General features: G+C 39.6%; 21 protein-coding genes. 7 read left to right on the forward strand and 14 right to left on the reverse strand.

The window, feature by feature from the left end:
• Positions 1-11: 11 nt before the first annotated feature.
• The 3 genes from EJP82_RS03635 to EJP82_RS03645 form a co-directional block, all read right to left on the reverse strand.
• On the reverse strand, positions 12-623 hold the full coding sequence (locus tag EJP82_RS03635) for a hypothetical protein (protein ID WP_127190654.1): 612 nt from the start codon (positions 621-623) through the stop codon (positions 12-14).
• On the reverse strand, positions 616-1,209 hold the full coding sequence (locus tag EJP82_RS03640) for a TetR/AcrR family transcriptional regulator (protein WP_127190655.1): 594 nt from the start codon (positions 1,207-1,209) through the stop codon (positions 616-618). The genes EJP82_RS03635 and EJP82_RS03640 overlap by 8 nt, the downstream gene beginning before the upstream one ends.
• Before the next feature lie 264 nt (positions 1,210-1,473).
• Positions 1,474-1,848: a hypothetical protein gene (locus tag EJP82_RS03645; protein WP_127190656.1), complete on the reverse strand. Its 375-nt coding sequence runs from the start codon at positions 1,846-1,848 to the stop codon at positions 1,474-1,476.
• A 219-nt stretch (positions 1,849-2,067) separates the two neighbouring features.
• On the opposite strand from EJP82_RS03645, the gene EJP82_RS03650 reads away from it, so the two are divergent.
• Both EJP82_RS03650 and EJP82_RS03655 read left to right on the forward strand, forming a co-directional pair.
• Complete coding sequence (locus EJP82_RS03650; protein ID WP_127190657.1) at positions 2,068-2,496, forward strand: PH domain-containing protein; 429 nt, start codon at positions 2,068-2,070, stop codon at positions 2,494-2,496.
• 132 nt (positions 2,497-2,628) lie between these two features.
• Complete coding sequence (locus tag EJP82_RS03655) at positions 2,629-3,036, forward strand: nuclear transport factor 2 family protein (protein WP_127190658.1); 408 nt, start codon at positions 2,629-2,631, stop codon at positions 3,034-3,036.
• A gap of 64 nt (positions 3,037-3,100) precedes the next feature.
• On the opposite strand, the gene EJP82_RS03660 is transcribed toward EJP82_RS03655, so the two are convergent.
• On the reverse strand, positions 3,101-3,418 hold the full coding sequence (locus tag EJP82_RS03660; protein WP_127190659.1) for a hypothetical protein: 318 nt from the start codon (positions 3,416-3,418) through the stop codon (positions 3,101-3,103).
• Positions 3,419-3,737: 319 nt separating this feature from the next.
• Between EJP82_RS03660 and EJP82_RS03665 the strand changes: the two genes are divergently transcribed.
• Positions 3,738-4,289: a DUF6199 family natural product biosynthesis protein gene (locus EJP82_RS03665; protein WP_127190660.1), complete on the forward strand. Its 552-nt coding sequence runs from the start codon at positions 3,738-3,740 to the stop codon at positions 4,287-4,289.
• A 69-nt stretch (positions 4,290-4,358) separates the two neighbouring features.
• Here the strand turns inward: EJP82_RS03665 and EJP82_RS03670 are convergent, their stop codons facing one another.
• Positions 4,359-5,726 (reverse strand): sensor histidine kinase, encoded by a 1,368-nt coding sequence (locus EJP82_RS03670; protein ID WP_127190661.1) that lies wholly within the window; start codon positions 5,724-5,726, stop codon positions 4,359-4,361.
• The gene (locus EJP82_RS03675; RefSeq protein ID WP_127190662.1) at positions 5,704-6,444 is read right to left on the reverse strand and encodes a response regulator transcription factor; all 741 of its coding nucleotides are present in this window, start codon (positions 6,442-6,444) and stop codon (positions 5,704-5,706) included. Before EJP82_RS03675 ends, EJP82_RS03670 begins: the two co-directional genes overlap by 23 nt.
• Before the next feature lie 160 nt (positions 6,445-6,604).
• Here EJP82_RS03675 and EJP82_RS03680 point away from each other — a divergent pair, with 160 nt between their 5' ends.
• Positions 6,605-7,309 (forward strand): hypothetical protein, encoded by a 705-nt coding sequence (locus EJP82_RS03680; protein WP_127190663.1) that lies wholly within the window; start codon positions 6,605-6,607, stop codon positions 7,307-7,309.
• Between the two features lie 106 nt (positions 7,310-7,415).
• On the opposite strand, the gene EJP82_RS27885 is transcribed toward EJP82_RS03680, so the two are convergent.
• Genes EJP82_RS27885 through EJP82_RS03690 form a run of 3 tightly spaced genes read right to left on the reverse strand, consistent with a single transcriptional unit; the run spans position 7,416 to position 9,548 of the window.
• A complete protein-coding gene (locus EJP82_RS27885) occupies positions 7,416-7,580 on the reverse strand; it encodes a hypothetical protein (RefSeq protein WP_170220111.1) in 165 nt (54 codons plus the stop codon).
• 55 nt (positions 7,581-7,635) lie between these two features.
• On the reverse strand, positions 7,636-8,460 hold the full coding sequence (locus EJP82_RS03685) for a GNAT family N-acetyltransferase (protein ID WP_170220120.1): 825 nt from the start codon (positions 8,458-8,460) through the stop codon (positions 7,636-7,638).
• A 2-nt stretch (positions 8,461-8,462) separates the two neighbouring features.
• A complete protein-coding gene (locus tag EJP82_RS03690; RefSeq protein ID WP_127190780.1) occupies positions 8,463-9,548 on the reverse strand; it encodes a DUF3626 domain-containing protein in 1,086 nt (361 codons plus the stop codon).
• Positions 9,549-9,778: 230 nt separating this feature from the next.
• Between EJP82_RS03690 and EJP82_RS03695 the strand changes: the two genes are divergently transcribed.
• Complete coding sequence (locus EJP82_RS03695) at positions 9,779-11,647, forward strand: LTA synthase family protein (RefSeq protein WP_127190665.1); 1,869 nt, start codon at positions 9,779-9,781, stop codon at positions 11,645-11,647.
• A 75-nt stretch (positions 11,648-11,722) separates the two neighbouring features.
• Here the strand turns inward: EJP82_RS03695 and EJP82_RS03700 are convergent, their stop codons facing one another.
• Complete coding sequence (locus tag EJP82_RS03700; RefSeq protein ID WP_127190666.1) at positions 11,723-12,781, reverse strand: ArsR/SmtB family transcription factor; 1,059 nt, start codon at positions 12,779-12,781, stop codon at positions 11,723-11,725.
• 166 nt (positions 12,782-12,947) lie between these two features.
• On the opposite strand from EJP82_RS03700, the gene EJP82_RS03705 reads away from it, so the two are divergent.
• Together EJP82_RS03705 and EJP82_RS03710 are read left to right on the forward strand one after the other, a co-directional pair.
• Positions 12,948-13,730 (forward strand): hypothetical protein, encoded by a 783-nt coding sequence (locus EJP82_RS03705; RefSeq protein WP_127190667.1) that lies wholly within the window; start codon positions 12,948-12,950, stop codon positions 13,728-13,730.
• A 14-nt stretch (positions 13,731-13,744) separates the two neighbouring features.
• Positions 13,745-14,644 (forward strand): carbohydrate kinase family protein, encoded by a 900-nt coding sequence (locus EJP82_RS03710; RefSeq protein WP_127190668.1) that lies wholly within the window; start codon positions 13,745-13,747, stop codon positions 14,642-14,644.
• A gap of 170 nt (positions 14,645-14,814) precedes the next feature.
• Here the strand turns inward: EJP82_RS03710 and EJP82_RS03715 are convergent, their stop codons facing one another.
• From EJP82_RS03715 to EJP82_RS03730, 4 genes are all read right to left on the reverse strand, one after another.
• Entirely contained in the window at positions 14,815-15,588 is a 774-nt protein-coding gene (locus tag EJP82_RS03715) for a carbohydrate-binding protein (protein WP_127190669.1), read from the reverse strand.
• A 492-nt stretch (positions 15,589-16,080) separates the two neighbouring features.
• On the reverse strand, positions 16,081-17,199 hold the full coding sequence (locus EJP82_RS03720) for a sugar ABC transporter permease (RefSeq protein ID WP_370877667.1): 1,119 nt from the start codon (positions 17,197-17,199) through the stop codon (positions 16,081-16,083).
• A gap of 68 nt (positions 17,200-17,267) precedes the next feature.
• Positions 17,268-18,788 carry an ATP-binding cassette domain-containing protein gene (locus EJP82_RS03725; protein WP_127190671.1) on the reverse strand — a complete coding sequence of 507 codons (1,521 nt, stop codon included), beginning with the start codon at positions 18,786-18,788 and terminating at the stop codon, positions 17,268-17,270.
• Between the two features lie 96 nt (positions 18,789-18,884).
• Positions 18,885-19,982, reverse strand: coding sequence for a sugar ABC transporter substrate-binding protein (locus EJP82_RS03730; RefSeq protein WP_127190672.1), 1,098 nt, complete (start codon positions 19,980-19,982; stop codon positions 18,885-18,887).
• Between the last annotated feature and the right edge of the window lie 92 nt (positions 19,983-20,074).

The following is a 20,074-nucleotide window of genomic DNA, read 5'->3' on the forward strand; positions in this document are numbered from 1 at the left end:
TCTGTCTCAATTCAAACTGAAGCCTCTTCTTTCAGCCGATAAAAGTGTATAGCAGACAAAATCATAATCGGTATAAAATAAAGGCACCAAAATTGTAGCGCAATAATTCCCGAGTTGTCATCCCCACCTGCTTTGAAAATATTAAGCATTGGCATGAGCACACAAATTGGAAAAAACACACCGTGAATTAACATCATTGCTTTCATGATACGATCCTTCTTATTGACCACCTTTATTGTAAGCCCGATCAAAAATGTCGATAAGCCCATCAACCCATACCCCATGATGTCAAACCCGAATAACCAGCTACCAGATGTGAACGAAATTGCATCCAGGACAACATGATCAGCTGTTGCATAAGCCACCGTAGTTAGCTGAGTATAGTAAACCAAATTTGTAAAAACAGAATAAATCACGGCGATGGCCACTCCTCCGAAAGCAAGAGCTCTTCTATCCTTTGTCGCATAACTGGCGTATGAACAGCATGTCAGAACATAGGCCCAGCTCAAAATGAGGCAAGTACTGTAGTTCAATAGATCATTTTTTAAGAAGAGCCCAATCAGAAATAGGATGATACATAGTGCAGCTACAGCAGATGAATATAGCCCTAGTTTTCTATTCATTTGTATCACCACTCCCAAATAGTTTGTCCACCATCAGATCAATAAACGAATCACGTTGCTCTTTCATGTTGAAATCATACCCACAAATCTCTGTAGTCATGTCTTTCCTCAAAAAAGCAGACTGAAGTACTGATGTTAGAGCAAATGCCGAAAATTTATCACTCTTTCTGAGAACACCATCACTATTTACTATGACTGCAGTAAGACCTTTTATCGTCTTCATTGTATTGTCATTTACAGCGGGACGAGCTTGATCGGCCAAAATTGAAATTCTGGACAATGCTTGATTTCCCATTAAGAAATCCGCTACCATTTTCACCACACTTTTCAAGCGTTCGTTAGTATTTAAGTTTGAATTCAGCTGGGGTCTGAAGTTGTCTGTTACATCATCAATAATTTTCTGTACACACACTTCAACCAGGTTATCTTTGGTCTGAAAGTGGTAGTTAATTAACCCAACACCAACACCGGCCTTTTCTGCGATCATCCTTGTAGTGATTTCATCCATATTTCCGTTACTCTGCATGATCAAATCTGTGGTGGCTCTAATAATCGCTTGCTTAGCCTCGTCAGACTTCTTAATCACAAACCCCTCCCACAAACTGAATGACGTTCTGAACGATGTTCAGTTTTATTATGTACTGTATCACCAATGAGGTCAATACAAAATTTTACATTCCTTCTTTGTAACCTCATCAGCTACACATGGTTAATAGAGAAAAAGCAACTCACCCCTCTGACGAGGAACGAGTTGCTATTTTAGTTGTTCATTCGATCCTACCATCTCAGATTACATATTCCACAATACTGAGACTTAAATAACTATCTCCATGGCACCTTCTAGCAAGCATTATTGTCTTATGACGAGGATGTCCCGTGGCGGTCTACCACTGCTTTGAATTTGGGAAATTTCATTATTCGTAAGATTGCGGCCTACCAAAATGAACGAAGATGTGACATTGTTGAAGTTAAAATTACTCAAGTTCGCCACGCTTTGGCTCCCACGGAATACACGGAATGTTCCCTGAAAGTTAATTCCCGAAAAAAGTACTAGCGTTACTTCAGAGCTTTGAACCACATTTCTGAGTCGGAAACTCGAGAGAACGTTGTTAAACCGAAACGCTCCCAGATCACGAACCGCAACTCCTCCACGTCTAAAAATGATTCTTCGAACTGAAAAATTGTTGCCGGACCAAAGTGTAAGACGTACATCACTGTTTGCCAAATATATCACTCCTTTTCAAAGGTTGATATAGTTTATTACTAAATTCAAAGAATGGAATCCGACAAATCCACCCGTATAATAGTCTTTTTTTTAGGAACTCGCTTACTAGATAAAGAACATAAAAAAAGCCGAATAATCCTTACTTTCAAAGAATATCAAATGAGTAGTACCAAAAGTAAATTGAACATTAGGGTGATATTACAATCAGGAGGGAAAACGATGGCTAACTTGTTTAGCGGCTTGATGGGAAATTATTCAGAAGTGTCCATTCCCGAATTAAAGAGCCACTACGGGGCTTATCTTATGCCCGATGAACAAATTCACATGGGCTTCAAACTGATCCGCGACGCGTTCATAATTACGGATGACAGATTAATTCTAATTGACCACCAAGGAGTTACTGGGAAAAAGACTCGTGTTGCATCAATCCACCTTAACTCGATTTATGAGGTTGCTATGGAAACGGGAGGCACCGGCTTCGATGATTGTGAAGTCACCCTTCACTACATTACCTCACCCTATCACAAGAGCAACAATTTACAGACTGCTGCCTACAAGTTTGAATTCGGGAAGAAATTCAATGTACAGCCACTATATTCGGCATTGCTCAGTATTGCCAATGAGAATCTCAAACGCCTGAACTCCTAATCTTAATAGCTATCCAGACATAACGATGTCCCTCTCCAGAATACTGGCGGGGATATCGTTTTGTTTATTATTTTGATCCTATGCTAAAATGAAACGACCTAGGATTTCTATAATAAAAGGGGCGTGGGAAATATGGATCATAATAAGTCCGACATAAGAGAAATTCAAATCATATGTGCTGAAGATTGTGGAAACGCACCAAAGAAACAATTACTTAAGGATTTCAACATAGCCTTTGCTAGAAACGATATAGGCTTTATCCTCGAGAATATCACGGATAATGTGAAATGGAATCTCATCGGTGATAAAGTTATCCAAGGGAGATCTAATTTTGCCGAAGAGCTGAAGCAAATGAACAATATAGGGGCTATAGAACTCGAGATCACTAACATCTTAACGCACGGTAACACGGGTGCAGCTCACGGTATTTTAAGATTTGAGAACCTAAGTTACGCTTTTTGTGATGTATATATTTTCAGCAGTTCAGCAAAAAATGCAAAAATCAAAGAAATTACTTCGTACAATATTGAAGTATCTTAACCCTGTTAATAGATACCTATGAAAATGACCGCCTGGCTGATCACCAGAACGGTCATTTGCTTGTTTACTCGTGCGAGCTCATTTTATACCCACTTAGTGAACTCAAAGACGATTTGGAATTTCCCCGTGATTTTGTCATCGGGGGTGTTGGCGTTTCAACGTTTGTTCTATGTAGTATTTCTCTCAGGAACTCATTGTTTTCTTCTAGCAACTCCAGCATCATCCCAAGGGCAATAAATAAGATACCCGAAATAGCCCCACTGATCCACCATGATAAGGTAGGTATCCAATGAAACCCATCGACTAGAATCCCGAGCACAATACCCAATACAACTCCAGACACCATGAATATTTGCCCCATCACAATTAACAGTCTAGACAATTTGATCCCTCCACGAAAGTTTTGAAAAGTCGACTCATCCCAGCACGCTAATCATAACATGTAGTGGTTGGTGGTGCAGGGTAGAATTGTATGCAACTATCCCCCTGCGTTTAGCGTATAAACTATACTACAGTCGAAAGGATGAACCGCTATTGTAAATTTGGAGTTATCCAAAAGAAACAAAATTAGCATTGTGTTAATCATACTCTGTATCATAATTTCGACAGTTCTCATTACTATTTTAGCCAATACTTATTTCTCTGAATCCATATTTTATATAAACCAACATAAGTACAAACAAGAGAATGCACATAATAATATGGTAAAATACCACGCCAGATCAGATGCCCCGTCCGTCGAAGTCAGTATCAATGACCAGAACAGGAAAGTGTCGATCAATAATGAGGAATATTCTATTCTTAATTATAAAAGTGTAGCCGGCAATACATTTGAGGTAAGTTACCCAAGTGGACATACATATGAAGTTGTTGATCAATCCGGATTTTTTATGGCTTATGACGAAAAGAAGGAATACGTCCCAGAGATATCTTTATACGTTAACGGTGAAAGGATTCTCCAAGAAGGCGACGAGGAATACTATCCTAGCGAACTCGTTGTCGCTGCTTATCCTGAGTACCATACTAAACAAGGTAGTCTTCCCTTCTTTATCTTATCTTTCTTCCTCCTAATTTACGGTTGGTGTGGATTCCGATATGAGAAATTTCAAAACTTCCAGTTTCTTCTCTCGCTACGCTGGATTTGGGTGAATGATGCTGAGCCAAGCGACTTTTATTATTTCATGTGTAAGGTAGGCGGAGTTCTCGTCATGATTGGATCCGTTGTGCTCGCGATAAAATCATTATTCATGTAGGCAAAAAAAGGACATTCCCGGCCCCATTACCGGAAATGTCCTTTTCTCTTTATAATAAAACTCACTGAGTCACTTATGACATACAACAGGGAAGCCAAATGAAATTACGGCTCCACCTTCCTTACGGTTATCTGCCTGAATCAGGCCCCCACAACGCTCAACAATTGCCCGGGCGATGGCGAGTCCAAGTCCAGACTCACCATCCTTGCCTTTGACAAATCGGTGGAACAGAGTAGTAAGTATTTCCTCCGGAATACCCGGCCCATCATCCGATACGGTTAATTTAGTACGCCCATTATCAATACTTGCGGTGACATAAATATGTTCATTCGCGTATCTTGCGGCATTAGTTACTACATTCAATAATGCTTGCAGTATCTTATCTTTGTCTGCCATAATAATCAACTCTTCGTCTTGCGGGCAGTTGATGTGTAGGCTAAGTCCCTTTTTCACCAACATTGGATTAACGCGTTCAACCGTTTCCGTCAACAGATCCTTTAGACGCACCCTAGTGGGCTGGAAAATATCCTCTTCACTGTCCAGTTTCGCAAGTAACGTCATTTCAGTTACGATTTTTCCTAATCTACCACTTTCATTTAATATAATATCTAATCCCTTGCGAATGTTCTCTCCTTCGAAAATTCCGTCCCTAATTCCTTCTGCATATCCCGAGATCGACATTAGCGGAGTCTTTAGTTCATGTGACGCATTCTGAAAAAATTGCTTCTGCACCAGATTGAACTTGTTGAGTTCGTCCGCCATTTCAAATACGGTTTGCGCAACGGCTCCTATTTCTCCGCTGGCTTGAATCAACTTCACATCAGTAAACTGTCGATCCTTTACTTTCTTTAACTCTTCTCTTAAGTTCATTAACGGTTGAATTAGTTTCTTAGTAATAAACAAGCTGAGAAGGAACATAATAGCTCCGACTGCGACAAACACAAGAATCAGTCGACCTAGCAGCGCCCGCTCAATAGATTTAATCTTGCTCATCGGTGTAAATAACGTGAGCTTCCCTTGCGGTATTGATTTTACCTCTACAAGATATTGGCTATCATTGCCGTCCCAAATACTCTGCAGACTGGTAGAAGCGGTTATCGAACCTTGCAGGGGTATCGCCTCAATTGAGATCGCATCGCTTACTGGCAATGTTCCCGAAACAATATTTCCTTGCTCATCCGAAACGATTGCTTCAATACCCGCATATGCAACAGGGATCAAAGAAGACTGCATTTCCACAGTTTCACCTATACTTGATGGGGTGGAATTGGTCTCTATTAATGTGGCTGACATTGCTGCTCCCAATGTTTTCATGTCTTCCTTCTGCGTACCAATGAAATGGTCAAGTAGCACGTAATGGATAATTACACCCGTAATGGAAAGTATCAAAGCCAGCGACAAACCGAAGGCAAGGTTAATTTGGTGTGTGAGTTTCATTGGATGACTCCCCCTTAACTGATCTCATTCGATAACCATGCCCCCACACCGACTCGACAGGTAGACGTTCTATTTTTTTACGCATCCGTTTAATCAAATGATCAACAGCGCGGTCGCTGCCGAAATAATCCTCGCCCCAGACAGATGTCAGAAGCTCGTCCCTTGTAAAAGCACGGTTCGGATGTTCAGCAAGCACTTTCAGCATCAAAAATTCTTTACTCGTCAGATCCACTTCTTCCCCGTACCAAATAACGCGTCTCTGCTCAAGCATGAGCTGAAGTTCTCCAATGTCAATCTGAGTAGGCGAAGCTTCACTTACAACTACCTTTTCTTCGGGATTGTTTACTTTACTCCATCGCTCCAGTTGTCGTTTAATGCGAGCCACAAGTTCACGAGGGCTGAACGGTTTGACTAAGTAATCGTCACTGCCCAGTTCCAGACCGAGTATTTTATCCACCTCATTATCTTTGGCGGAAATCATAATAATCGGTACCTCCGCTTCATTTCGGATACGTCTACACAATTCATACCCGTCCATTCCAGGTAGCATAATATCCATAACCCACATACTCGGGGGATTTGTTCTCCATAATGTCCAAGCTTCTTCTGCATTAGCCAAACCTACGGTCCGGTAATTCTCCTTATGCAAATAGGCTTCAATCAAATTGCGTATATTCTCGTCATCATCCACGACAGCGATGAGATAATCTTTGTTCATCAAGCGTACCTCCTGTGTTTTCTCTTTAGTGATTATACCAAAGGTGATCGCACTGAAAGTGTATTGCCATTGTTTTTCCACAAATCCACCAATATTGTGCCACACCTATTCTGTAAATTGATAACTGTAAGACAAACCAAATTACAAGGAGTGTTACGTTATGAAGCACAATCTGATATTCAAGCACGTTGCTATGTCCGCCCTATTACTGTCAGCTATCGGAGCCCCTGTTGTTGCCAATGCTGAGACAGGACAAAAATCGAGAGAAATCATCTCTAGTCAAGTAACTAAATTGGATACAGTCGCTACAACTAAAATGATGAGTCTCAACCTTAATGATCCACTAGAATTAGCGAAAAAATACGCCCCAGAAACAGTTAGCGATTGGGAGTCAACCTTGGATAAATATAAGAAGCTTGTTACACAAGGTGAATTCTTCGCTTCTGATTTGAAATTAGTTGCTTCTACTGCCGCCGTTTCACTAGACAAAGACATTGTGGCAATTCCTTTGAACAAGTCTATTGTAATCACACCTTCTGTTAATGATACACCTCTAGTAGAAGGATCAGCTCTGGAAGCTATTGAAGCAGAAAATATTAAAGCCTCATTAGTAGTAACTGCTTCTGAAACCACAGGTGATGCTATTACTATACAAGCTACCGCTATAAGTTCAGTGCCCAGCCAGCTCTCTTCTTTGATCAAAGCTCAAATTGAACTTGCAGAAGCTGTAGAATCCAAAGATTGGATCATGATCAAGTCAGCGCTTAACCAACTTCTGAAGGAATACAAAGAGCAAATTGTTGAACACGAAGCTTCCACAGCGGATACCGATAATGCAGTACCAGCAGTACCTATCAAGAAATAAGAATCAGATATAAAGAGAACAGTTGCATTTAAAACTTTCAGGAGATATGAAAATAGAATAATCCCTCCAGCGATAACGTTGGAGGGATTGTTGTTGTAAAAATGAATTACACGTGATATTTCGCAGTTGGTGCGTTCAGAACCCATTCTAGCATTTCTATTCTTATCTGAAGTTGATCTACTACTTCTTGATTATCTGCTGTCTTCATCTTGTTCATTGTCATCTGTAGCTCATTAATTTTGCTTTTAATTTGATCTTCACTTCTCATCATTACACCCACCTAATATTCTGTCGGATTTATTATGCTCTATTTTAACCCGAATTTACTAGTTAGAATCAATGCTTCCCCTGCATTCTAGACGATAATAGGGAATGTTTAGTGTTGGTTCGAAACCAAGTCTTTGAGCCGGTTTGTAGGAACCCTCATTATCCAATCGACATGCCCAAACCGGCTCCAATTGATGATCTAGGCAATATTCGATTAGGGCTGAACATACAGATAACGCGTAACCCTTCCCATAATGTGCTTCTGCAGTCTCAATTCCGATCTCCAATTGATGTTCATTCCGAAAAGCAGAAAATGCAGTAGATGCGATTTCACCTTCGCATACCAAGCTATAACCCATACCTACCGCAAGGAACTGATCGACATCCCGCCAAAAATACCTAGGAATCACTCCACCCGTTTGGGACAAAAACATGTCCTTCGTCATTTGAATGATTTCATGATCATGATGACGTAACTGTTCCTTCATTTGGTGATAAGTTTCTAGATTAAAACTAAAATTGACTCTGGTATTTTTCATGATGATCTGCTGTTCGTTTAATTGAGTCGTCATGGAATCTATTTTGTCAGCCCAAGTTCCTGCCGGATCTACCTGCAACCATTCTGATTTGCGGATATTTGATTCTTGATTATTAATATATTCATATAGATCACGATTAAACTGTTCATTGTCAGAATTACCGAATAACAACGACATCCCATAAGGGTGTGCCACATAAAAGGCTGTTGGTTCCTGGACAGAATCAACATAAATCTTACCCAGAATGCGTTGCTCAACTACCGCTTCAGCAAATAACGTATTAATACCCACATAACTTAACGGCTCTATCGCTTTGTAATAGTCTTTATTCTCTAGAACTATCATAATCATTCTCCTAACTGGGGTTTTCCATATTTAACTACAACATGCCACAAGAGCTTTAGTTCTTGAAGCGTGTCTTTAGATGTTCCACGATCACTCCAAGATTCTGGGTTTCGTTTTAAATCCACTGCTGCTGCCCCAATAATGCTTGCATCGATATAATCTGATTGTGCAATACGTTTCGCCAAGGAAGGCATCGATGGCCCCCTGAAATCATCCGGAACTTCGTCTACCCTCAACCTGGATCCCCTATGCCAATAAAGATCAATTGAATACTGTGAGCATATTTGTTCTAATAATCGCCCAACATGTGTACCCTTGAATGAAGGATCCGCAACAAGTACTTCCACATCTTCTTTAAGAGAAATATCACCATGAACCTGGGCTTCAATGTATTGGTTAAACGTGCGAACAGGCATTACAGTTGAAGGATCAGAGATGGGTCTATCAAGCTGATTCAGTAAATGATCAATTAATCTCCGCGGTGTTAGATTCTTTTCGCCAAGAGTGCAATCTCTTGTAAAGGCATCGCTCAGCAGTGCGGCTAGTATATCACTAAATTCAGCATAAGTTCCTTTTTCCTTTGGTTCTAGATGGGAGTCCAGATAAGTATAAGTAGAGCGAGATGATACTCCAGTTTTTAAAAGAAAATAGCATGACCCAAAGCTTGGAGCTGGGCCATCAGGATGTAACATCAAATGGAGCGCTCCGTACTTGGGACGTTGGTTCATTATACTTTCCAAGTCATATGCTCCGCCAAACATCCTCTTCTCCCACAGGTCACGTGCACCACCTGGATACGCCGATACACTGCCATTAGATATTAATGTTTCAAATTGACTCTTATACATCCCTTGTTCTAGCAATCCTTCAGCAACGCTCTTCATATTCGAATCTAATCTATCTGGATGAAAATGTAAGGCGATCCTAGCGTTTGACTTCAACTTAATAATGGCAGATTCATAGGTCTCCCCTGAAATATTTGACATGTATAGAACTTCCTGAATGGTTCGTTCTGCTTCTTCGTTACGACCTTTAGCGTACAAAGTAATGTACTCAAGTGCCGATAATTGTGACTTAGATAATTTCATAGAGTCTCTCATCAACATCACCTCTTCATTCTTGTAATACTATTGATGTGTAATTATATTCCTCATGATCCTCTGAGACTCCTTTTGCAAATATTCTGATAAATTGAACGTTTTCAGAAAACTCTGGAAAAAGTCACGTAAGATACTTTATTTCATCCCCAAGTCTAGTTGATTTCGAAGTCATCTAGTAATAAAATGAACTAATCTTATGGAAAAGGATGCGCAGAAGCATGTCGTTAACAGTACCTCGTACACTCAGCAAAAAATCCATACTATTCTTTTCAATCATCATGCTAGCAAAAAGTTATTTTGCTTGGTATTTTCTATTTGAAGACGGACCTACTTGGACCACTTGGCTGAAAGAAATTCCATTTGTTCTCCTCGTATTCTGCTTGATTGAATGGTTCGCTACAAAGCGAAAACTCGCGATTTACATGCTTGTCAATTTATTGATTACCGTCTTGTTTTTCTCATTAATTGTATATCATAATCATTTTGGAATTATTGCTACCTCTCAAGTTTTAGATCAGGTCAAGCAAGTTGGAGCCGTAAAGAAGAGTATTTTCTCAGTTCTTCATCCACAATACATGCTCATTTTTTTGGATATCGTTATTATTAGCTATGTTATGTTTAAACGTCAGAAGGCGCTCGATTGGAAGAGGGCGATGTCAAGGCAAACTAATCGTAAAGTGGTTGCCTCTTTGTTCTGTATTTCCGTCGTGATCTGTTCGTTAAATATTTTCCCTAACCGGGCAAGTATGAATGAAACGGTTAAAGCAGAGCAGATGGGCATTCTCAATTATGAAGCCTATGCGCTGATCGCCGATCAAGAGGAAGAGCCTATTGATGTTGCTGAAATTACACAGGCGGTTATTGATCAAACGAAGGGGATAGAGCCTTCAGATCAACCAAACTTATATGGAGCGGCCAAAGGAAAGAACCTCATTATTATTCAAATGGAGTCTTTCCAAAACTTCTTAGTTAATCTCACCATTGATGGACAAGAAATTACACCTAACATGAATCAGCTGGCAGGAAGCAGTTATTATTTCCCGCGTTTCTATCAGCAGGTTGGTCAAGGCAATACATCTGACGCCGAATTTATGGTGAACACTTCGTTCTATGTTCCACCTGATGGCCCAGCTACTCAGATGTACGCTCCCAAAGAGCTTCCAAGCTTACCAAAACTGCTTCAAGGGCAGGGTTATGATACTGCTACGTTCCATACAAATGAAGTTGATTTTTGGAACCGTGGGGAACTTTACATCGCATTAGGATTTAATCGTTTCTATGACAAGAGTTACTTCGGTGAAGAAGATACCGTTTTCTATGGAGCGTCTGATGAAGTACTATATGAGAAAACTGCTGCGGAACTGGCTAGAATGGATAAGAATGATCAACCTTTCTATTCACATGTAATCTCGATGTCAGCGCATAATCCTTTCACAATTCCAGAGGACAAATACAAAATGGTACTCCCAGAACGTTACGAAGGAACGTTAGTCGGAAACTATATTCGCGCACAAAATTACGCTGACTATGCGCTTGGCCTCTTTATCGATGAACTCAAACAAAATGGTGTATGGGATAATAGCTTAATCGTGTTGTACGGCGATCATCGAGGACTTCCTATTTTCTCACTTGGAGAAGATGATCACATCTTACTGGAAGAGATTCTTGGTCACGAATATACGGAACGCGAGTTGATTAACATTCCATTAATCATTTCATCAACGGGTGTTACAACTTCAAGCGTGAAAGAACAATTAGGCGGGCAGGTAGATATTATGCCTACCGTGTCCAACTTATTGGGTGTATCACTTGATGATCATATTCATTTTGGTCAAGACCTATTGAATCAATCGACTTACAACATCCTTCCTCAACGTTATTATTTGCCAACGGGATCCTTCGTTAATAACGAAGAGCTCTTCTTATCAGGTAGCGGGTTTGATGACGGCCAACATTATACATTATCTGGTGATGGTATTAGGCCACTCACAGCAACAGAAGATGAATTCGAACGAGCGCTAGAACTCCTTCACTTATCAGATAGCTATGTTTCACAATTACCTGATAGAGAAGTAAGCGAGGAATAAGGAATATTGCATTTACTAAAAAAACCGTCGGAGAGCTGCTACATGCTCTCCGACGGTTTTTTTTATAACTCAACATTACTCAAAGGACTTCATAAAATCTTCAAGCGGCTTCAACAACCTAGAACGATCAAGAAAGTAGTAGAATCTATTATCTGTTCTTGTAAACTTAACCACACCAATTTGCTGCAGAAAGCTAATATGATAGGACACAGTTGGCGGTGAAATATTCAACGCTTCCGCTAACTCCTGACCAAACCATGGGCGTTCAGATAGTAGACGAATAATTCCTATTCTGTTCACATCCGATAGTACTTTGAAAAATTGTGCTTGTCTCTCTGATACAACAGATTCACTAAACAATAGGTAAGAATAAATACCTACAACAAACCAATCCGCTATGTCCTCCTTATAAGAAGAGTAAGCATGACAGCTTACATATTTGAAGAAGCTCAAATGAATTATATAACCCGCCGAATGATCTTTCAGATCATCCAAGTTCATAAATTGCCTAATAAATAATTCTGGCGTTTCCGCTAACATAACCTCATATCGTGGTTGTTCCGTTTCAATGCACTGGATAATGTCAGCTTCAAAAGGTGCGAAACTTACCGCATAGAATCGACTCAATAACAAAGTGAATCGCTGTTTGATCTCTTCAGGATTCTCCAGCGCTTCAACTACCCTGACTCTTCTATGTTCATCCTGAACCTTAGTAACACCAAGCAGCTCCAAAAGCCCTGACTTATTCCCCAGCAGAGCCTTATATGCCTGTGATCCTTTCGCCGGCAACGTGTTTTTACATACACTTTCAATAATTCGAAACACAAATTCATCAGCCGTATCCTGCTGGATCTTCTCTACTACGTCAGTCACCTTACTTAAAGTGGGATTATGGATAATGTATTTATAAAAAATGAACCCCAATCCACTCGCATCAAAAAAGTACGTTAATTCTTGTTGAATATAATGGGAAAGTGTCTTGCCCATCTTCTGAAGCATCCCTGTGATTTCATCGTTTGGCTCCAAATCAAATGCACGAATCATCTCAATAAATCCTTTATCTGTTCCTAACGCAAATAATGAATTCATGAACTCCATCGGAGTACTAATGCGGATGTTAATTGTATTTCTCATGAATAACTGCCTCTATTCATTGATTGAATTTGGTAAAAATCTTATTCATCATAACTGATCCAATCATGCTTCGTCAATGCATTAGATAATTATCAAATACATATTGATTTAATGATTATCTAATATATAATCAAATTACATAGTCATAAAATGGGAGGTTAATTCCATGATAAATAAGGATCAATTACTAGATCGACTGGATGCGATCGGACAGAGTTTAAGTAAGACGGAACAAACCTTGCTATTACTAGGTCTAGGCTCCGTTGGAACGGAGTTAAATCGACTGGATGCTTATTCTGATCTTGACTTCTTTGTCATTACCAAACCTGGTTTCAAAGACCGTTTTATCAATGATCTGGACTGGTTGAACCATGTCTGCCCTCTCTCCTATCAGTTTCGTAACGCAGATGTAGGTTGGAAGATCATGTTTGAGGATGGAATTTACGGTGAATTTGCTGTATTCGAAGAAAGTGAATTGGATCATATTCCTTGCCATGGTGGTAGAATTGTCTGGTGTGAACCAGGTTATGTACCGCAGATTGCTACCCTAGATAAACCGGTTTCAAGCAAACGCCCTGATTCTTTGGACTTTCCTCTGAATGAAGCAGTAACTAACCTATATGTAGGTCTTTGCAGATATGCTAGAGGAGAGAAAATGTCTGCACGAACATTTATCGAATCATATGCCATGGGGCAAGTCATCGCTACATTACATTTACATAAAGCAGAACTCCCCTTTGATCTTGATCCATATAGTAATGATCGAAGAGTTGAGTCAAGATTTCCTGACTTTTCCGTCCATTTAAGTGAGATGCTCCAGGGATATGATAAGATCCCCCAATCTGCTCTTCACATTTTAGCTTATATAGAAAGCATTTATCCTGTGAATACCAAACTATCCCAAGAAATCAAAGGCTTAGCTCTGCACTTGGGTGCAACCCTATTATAAGGAGGAACTAGATTATGTTAAACGTACTCATTTTAGGTGGTACAACCTACGATTCCATTATTTCCTTACCCCAGCTTCCACAACCCGTGCCGCAAACGATCCATTATGCTCCTTTTCATGAAACCATAGGGTCAACCGGTGCGGGTAAAGCAATTAATCTAAGCAGACTAAACGTCCCTTGTGTATTACATTCCATCATTGGCGATGATCCCTATGGGCATAGAATTACGAAGACTCTCCAGCAGGCTGGTGTAAATTTTCAATACGACATTGATCCTAAGGGAACAGAACGCCACGTGAATCTAATGGATCAAGAAGGGAATCGAATATCTATCTTTGTCACGCAGTCCTCCGAGCACCCTCCCCTAGATTTGATCAAACTTGAAGAACTTATTAGCCAGTGTGATCTCGTAGTGCTGAATATTATCAGTTACACCAAGGAATTGATCGGCTTGTGTCAGAAATATCGTAAACCGATCTGGACGGACCTTCATGATTATAATGGTACAGAGAGATATCATGATGATTTTATCGAGGCCGCTGACTATATATTTATGAGCTCAGATCGTTTAGAAGATTACAGAAGCGTTATGGAGACTCTTCATCACAAAGGTACGAAACTGATCGTTTGTACTCATGGCAAAAAAGGAGCAACCAGCCTGACGGAAGACGGAGTTTGGAGTAATAGCAGCATTATTGCGGATTACCCGTATAAGGATGCAAACGGCGCTGGAGACAGTTTCTTTTCTGGATTTCTGTATGGATATTTGCACAATAAATCTTTGGAGGAATGTATGGGCTTGGCCACCATTTGTGCCGGTTTATGTATCACATCTGAAGAATTAGCCTACCCGAGCTTAAGTGAGGAAGTCGTTACACAAGAGTATGAAAAGTATTACGAAAAAAGTATCTAACACTCTATAAGCGAAGTTTTCTAATTTCATATCAATAGATCCTCTGGTATCACCTGTATGTGATCTAGTACCTATTTTCGCAAATTCTTGTGATATGACGTAACAGCAAAAAGCAGGATCAACCAGCGGAATACCGCTTGTGATCCTGCTTATTTAACAATGGACAGGTATTAGTTTACCGTGAAGTTATTTCCGTAGTTGTTATCCCAATAGGTTTGACCGCCTGCTGTAAGCGAAATGGCATACTTAACCTCTGTCGCATTTGGAACATAAAAGTTAAAATTCCAAAACTCTACTGAATTCAAATTATTAGCAGAACCATTATAGGATGCATATCCTTCTTGAGTTGTTGCCCAATTATCAGTAGTATATACTACTTTTACTGTTTTATTTGGGCTCACATTTTTTACAAATATACTACCATCGAAAGTATCACCTATCAGATAAGCATGAGAGTTAAGCAAGTTTGGTTCACCCAAAATAATGCTAGTTGGGGAGTAGTTGTTTGGCGTATTATAATAGTTAGCGTAACCATTGTTATCCCAGTATGTTTGCCCATTTACATCATATTTAATTGCAAACTTAACAAAATTGAGGTCTTTCAATTCAGAATGTTCCGTTGTACTATTACTAGTGGAAATTTCAAATCTCCATTTCTCCTTTGAACTTGTTGTGGGACCAACATAAGAAGCGCTTGTATCATACCAAGTGACATCATCGGTTGTATAATGAACAGTTACAGCTTTCGTTGGCCCTAAGTTTTCAACCTCAATATTGCCATTGAACCCAACAAATCCAGACTTATAGAATCTGGTTATTTGGGAATCTATAAGACTAACTTCATTACCAGCAGCAGATGCCGAAATAAGAGATCCCAAAGATGTTAATCCAAAAATTAGAGTGAAAAATGTTAATCCTACTACTAGTTTTTTTAATGATCGCATGGTATTCTCTCCTTTTTCTAATTTAATTTTCGGTATACATCTGTGTCTATCATGATGAGATCATGAATGTATTTTCGCCAATTATGATTCTCTATCCCTCCTTCTAATCAAACATATGAAAATTCATTCCCTAAGCATTCAGAAAGCAAATCATTTGCTTTCATTCTCATAATATATATTTTATGTAACTTTATGTAAATAGTATTAAAGTAGTATTCCTATCGGAGGGATATACAATATTTCTAGGACTAATGCAGGTATTAATTCTTATATACTTAGGATACAGCTTGAGAAGTTGGAAAGATCAACTGTAGGAATCACATGCTAGAGTATGAGTGTTGATGCTTTCATTTACCCTCGATCTTCTTGTAATACTGCTGAGGAAATGATTGGAAATAGTGCTTGAAACGATAGCTCAGAGCAAACAAAAATACACCTGAGAGCTACTAACATGCGCTCCGGTGTATTATGTATAACTGGGCAAAACTTGATCTATGCTCTTTGTTTACGTGTCATAACATCGAAGATAACTGCAGCAGCTAACACGCCTCCGCGTATCATATACTGATACGAAATTCCTACTCCGAGTAAATTCATCCCACTAGAAAGTGATGCCATTACGATTGCTCCGATAATGGAGCCTGTAACTTTACCAACCCCACCAGCAGCGGATACGCCACCTACGTAAGCAGCTGCAATCGCATCAAGTTCAAATAATGTACCCGCAGTTGTTGTTGCCGATTGCAAGCGCGCAGTGAATAGGAGACCTGACAGAGCTGATAACATTCCCATCGAGCAAAAAACAATATACGTAATCTTCTTTACGCTTATCCCGCTTAAATTCGCAGCTTCGGGATTACTTCCAACAGCATAAATATGCCGCCCAATTACGGTTGAAGTCGTCAAGAAATGATATATCACAACTACGATCAATACAATGACAATCGTCCAAGAAAATCCGTTATAACCTGCCAAAATCCAAGTGATATAAGCTATGATGGCGGATATGAATACCACTTTTACAGCAAACATACCGTTCGAAATGACTTCAAAATTGTATTTGAGTTTATTTTTCCGCTTAGAAAACTCAAAGTAGATGAACAGGGCGATAATCAAGGCGCCGATAATCAAAGATAGCAAGTTCAATTGGCCTATTTTGGCGAGAGCAGGAATAAATCCATTTCCTATTGCGTTAAAATGCTCATCCTTAATACTTATTGTTCCGGTTTTCTCAGTGACTTGCAGTAACGCCCCCCTGAAAATCAACATCGCTGCTAAAGAAGCCACAAACGACGGAATTCCCATTTGAGCAACTAAGAACCCATTAAATAAGCCGATGATAATTCCAAGCACTAAAATAATCGGTATCGTGAGATAAAATGGAACTCCAAACTGAGTAAGTAGGATAGCTGCAATGGCTCCCATAAACCCAGCCGCAAATCCGACCGATAAATCGATATGCCGAATTACAATAACTAGCGTCATTCCAACTGCCAAGACAGCGATATAACCCGTAGCATCGATCAAATTACTAATATTCCGTGATGACATAAATAATCCATCTGTCATGATTGAGAAAGTCGCCATAATAACAAACAAAGCAATGTACATCCCATAATCTCGAATATTAACAGCAATCAACGATTTCGCTTCCTTAAGTAATTTCACCGGTACTCCTCCTATTGCGTTGCAAGCTTCATTATTTTTTCTTGATCCGCTTCATTTACGGGTAGTTCACCTTTGATTTTTCCTTCAGCCATAACGTAGATCCGATCACTCATACCTAACACTTCAGTCAGTTCGGATGAAATCATAATGATACTCATCCCTTCACTGATCAATTTGTTCATGATCGTATAAATTTCATATTTAGCCCCTACGTCTATGCCGCGCGTAGGTTCGTCCAGAATAAGCAAGCTTGGATTAACGAATAACCATTTGCCCAAGGATACCTTCTGCTGATTCCCTCCACTTAAATTACCAACCAATTGCTCCACAGAAGGTGCTTTTATATTTAATGACTGTTTGTATTCATTAGAGATTTTGACCTCTTCATTGTTATTGATAATTCCTTTCGCAGAAATCGCATTAAGATTAGCAACGGATGTATTTTGCTTAATATCCTGAATCAAAAATAAACCATCACCTTTTCGATCTTCCGTCACATAGGCGATTCCCGCATTAATCGCGTCTTTGGGATTTCTAAACGTATTTCTGACACCGTTCATAAATAATTCGCCACGCAATTTATAAGATTTCGGATTTCCGAAAATACTCTGAGCTAATTCCGTTCGTCCAGAACCCATCAAGCCTGCAATGCCGACGATTTCACCTTTTTTCACATGCAGATTCACGTCTTTTGCGACTTCCCGTCCAAGCTTGGGATCATATGCTGTCCAGTTTTGGATTTCAAGCACATTGCTGCCGAATTCTTTTGTATTTCTCTTTGGATAAATATCATCGATTTCACGGCCGACCATATTCTTAATAATTACACTTTCAGATATTTCATTCTTAGAAGCGTCTAACGTACAAATCGTCTGCCCATCCCGTAGAACAGTGACTTGGTCTGCAATCGCAATCACTTCTTTCAGCTTATGTGAAATCATGATGCAGGTTATCCCTTGTCTTTTCAATTCTCTTAGTAGCTCTAATAAGTTCTCACTATCGTTCTCATTTAGTGCAGCCGTCGGTTCATCCAGAATAAGAAGCTTCACGTCTTTACTCAATGCCTTAGCGATTTCTACAAGCTGCTGTTTACCCACACCTAAATCCTTGATCAAAACTTCAGGGTTAACGTTAAGCTTCACTTTGTTTAGCATCTCTTTAGCTCGTACAATCGTTTGATTCCAATCTACTAATGAACCCTTTTTAACTTCGTTCCCTGCGAAAATATTTTCATATACAGTGAGATCGGGGAACAAGGCAAGTTCTTGATAAATGATAGCAATACCTGTTTTGACGCTATCACTAATTTTCGAGAAACTTTGGACACTACCCTCGTATACGATATCTCCCGAATATGTTCCATGAGGATATACTCCGCTAAGAACCTTCATCAAGGTTGATTTTCCCGCACCATTTTCACCGATCAAACAATGGATTTCACCCTTAGTCACTTTGAAATTTACATTGGAGAGCGCTTTGACGCCTGTGAATTCTTTGGAAATATTGTTCATTTCTAAAATGTATGGATTCATAATTAGCTTGCACTCCTTAACAAAACAAGTCGTAGAATCGAGGAATAGTGATAGACGTATCTATCACTACTCCGTCCAAACTATGGTTATGTGCGATTATAGACCAGTGAATTCTTTTTCTTCGTAGTACTTGGAATCGATAAGTGACGCTTTAACGTTTTCTTTATCGACAGTAATAACTTCAGTTTGTTTGGCTTGCACATCAATTTTACCGTTGTTATAAGAACCAGTAGTTTCAGGTGTTTTGTTTTCCAAAATGGATACCGCCATTCCAATTGAATCTTTAACAAGACTACGTACATCTTTGAATACCGTCATCGATTGCTTACCGTCAATGATGTATTGAATGGATGCTTTCTCAGCATCTTGCCCTGAAACTACGTAACTGCTAATTGCACTATCCGAACCGAATACGTCAGCGATCGAACGAGCCGTGCCATCATTTGGAGCTAAGATCGCTACATCGCCTTTTTGGTCGGCCGAAGCAGCTGTTAAGTGTGTTTGCGCCTTGTTTTTAGCTTCGTTTGCATCCCAGTTTGTAGTCACTTGGCTGATTATCTTACTTTGTTGATCACGGGATAATTCTGCTGTATCTTTCAACGCAACAGCTTCACTGGAGTTAGCTATTTTGAAAGTGCCATCAGCGATTTTTGGTTGAAGTACCGTCCAAGCACCTTGGAAGAACAAGAACGCGTTATTATCAGATGCGGCACCAGCGTATAAGTACAATGGCTGGCCATTGCCTTTGGCATGATCAACTAAATACTGTGCTTGTGCTTTACCTACTGCGATACTATCAAAAGTTACATAGTAATTAACTGCATCTGTCTTTGTTATCAAACGGTCATAAGAAATGACTTTGATGCCTGCTTTTTGAGCTGCTTCTACGGCTGCTGCTGCTGCATCGCCATCTTGAGGACAAATGATAAGTACTTTAATTCCTTTTGCAATCAGAGAATCTACATTTTCTTTCTCTTTGGCGGAGGAACCTTGGCTAAACAAAATTTCAACCGAATATTTCGTATCCTTCAAAGCATCTTTAAATCTTTGCTCATCTTGCACCCATCTAGGTTCATCTTTAGTAGGCAATACGATCCCCACGTCAACTTTGCTGCTTTTACCACATGCTGAAACTACTACTGCGAGCATCATTACAACGAGCAAAAATGGAATCGATTTCAGAAGCTTTTTCATTTAAAAAACACTCCCCTTTTTTGTTTACTTGTTAATTCATGATGATAATATCATTTGAAATTTCATCCTAGAATAGAAAATCCTCATCTGTT

The organism is Paenibacillus anaericanus (assembly GCF_003994475.1).
In the GTDB taxonomy this organism is placed as follows: Bacteria; Bacillota; Bacilli; order Paenibacillales; family Paenibacillaceae; genus Fontibacillus; species Fontibacillus anaericanus.

Bases quoted from the DNA above. Each gene is read 5' to 3' on its own strand.
- EJP82_RS03675 (WP_127190662.1), bottom strand. From the start codon at position 6,444: ATGAACAAAGATTATCTCATCGCTGTCGTGGATGATGACGAGAATATA.
- EJP82_RS03665 (WP_127190660.1), top strand. From the start codon at position 3,738: ATGGTAAAATACCACGCCAGATCAGATGCCCCGTCCGTCGAAGTCAGT.
- EJP82_RS03705 (WP_127190667.1), top strand. From the start codon at position 12,948: ATGATAAATAAGGATCAATTACTAGATCGACTGGATGCGATCGGACAG.
- EJP82_RS03670 (WP_127190661.1), bottom strand. From the start codon at position 5,726: ATGAAACTCACACACCAAATTAACCTTGCCTTCGGTTTGTCGCTGGCT.
- EJP82_RS03725 (WP_127190671.1), bottom strand. From the start codon at position 18,788: ATGAATCCATACATTTTAGAAATGAACAATATTTCCAAAGAATTCACA.
- EJP82_RS03695 (WP_127190665.1), top strand. From the start codon at position 9,779: ATGTCGTTAACAGTACCTCGTACACTCAGCAAAAAATCCATACTATTC.
- EJP82_RS27885 (WP_170220111.1), bottom strand. From the start codon at position 7,580: ATGATGAGAAGTGAAGATCAAATTAAAAGCAAAATTAATGAGCTACAG.
- EJP82_RS03680 (WP_127190663.1), top strand. From the start codon at position 6,605: ATGAAGCACAATCTGATATTCAAGCACGTTGCTATGTCCGCCCTATTA.
- EJP82_RS03635 (WP_127190654.1), bottom strand. From the start codon at position 623: ATGAATAGAAAACTAGGGCTATATTCATCTGCTGTAGCTGCACTATGT.
- EJP82_RS03650 (WP_127190657.1), top strand. From the start codon at position 2,068: ATGGCTAACTTGTTTAGCGGCTTGATGGGAAATTATTCAGAAGTGTCC.
- EJP82_RS03685 (WP_170220120.1), bottom strand. From the start codon at position 8,460: ATGATAGTTCTAGAGAATAAAGACTATTACAAAGCGATAGAGCCGTTA.
- EJP82_RS03655 (WP_127190658.1), top strand. From the start codon at position 2,629: ATGGATCATAATAAGTCCGACATAAGAGAAATTCAAATCATATGTGCT.
- EJP82_RS03690 (WP_127190780.1), bottom strand. From the start codon at position 9,548: ATGAAATTATCTAAGTCACAATTATCGGCACTTGAGTACATTACTTTG.
- EJP82_RS03715 (WP_127190669.1), bottom strand. From the start codon at position 15,588: ATGCGATCATTAAAAAAACTAGTAGTAGGATTAACATTTTTCACTCTA.
- EJP82_RS03700 (WP_127190666.1), bottom strand. From the start codon at position 12,781: ATGAGAAATACAATTAACATCCGCATTAGTACTCCGATGGAGTTCATG.
- EJP82_RS03730 (WP_127190672.1), bottom strand. From the start codon at position 19,982: ATGAAAAAGCTTCTGAAATCGATTCCATTTTTGCTCGTTGTAATGATG.
- EJP82_RS03720 (WP_370877667.1), bottom strand. From the start codon at position 17,199: ATGTACATTGCTTTGTTTGTTATTATGGCGACTTTCTCAATCATGACA.
- EJP82_RS03710 (WP_127190668.1), top strand. From the start codon at position 13,745: ATGTTAAACGTACTCATTTTAGGTGGTACAACCTACGATTCCATTATT.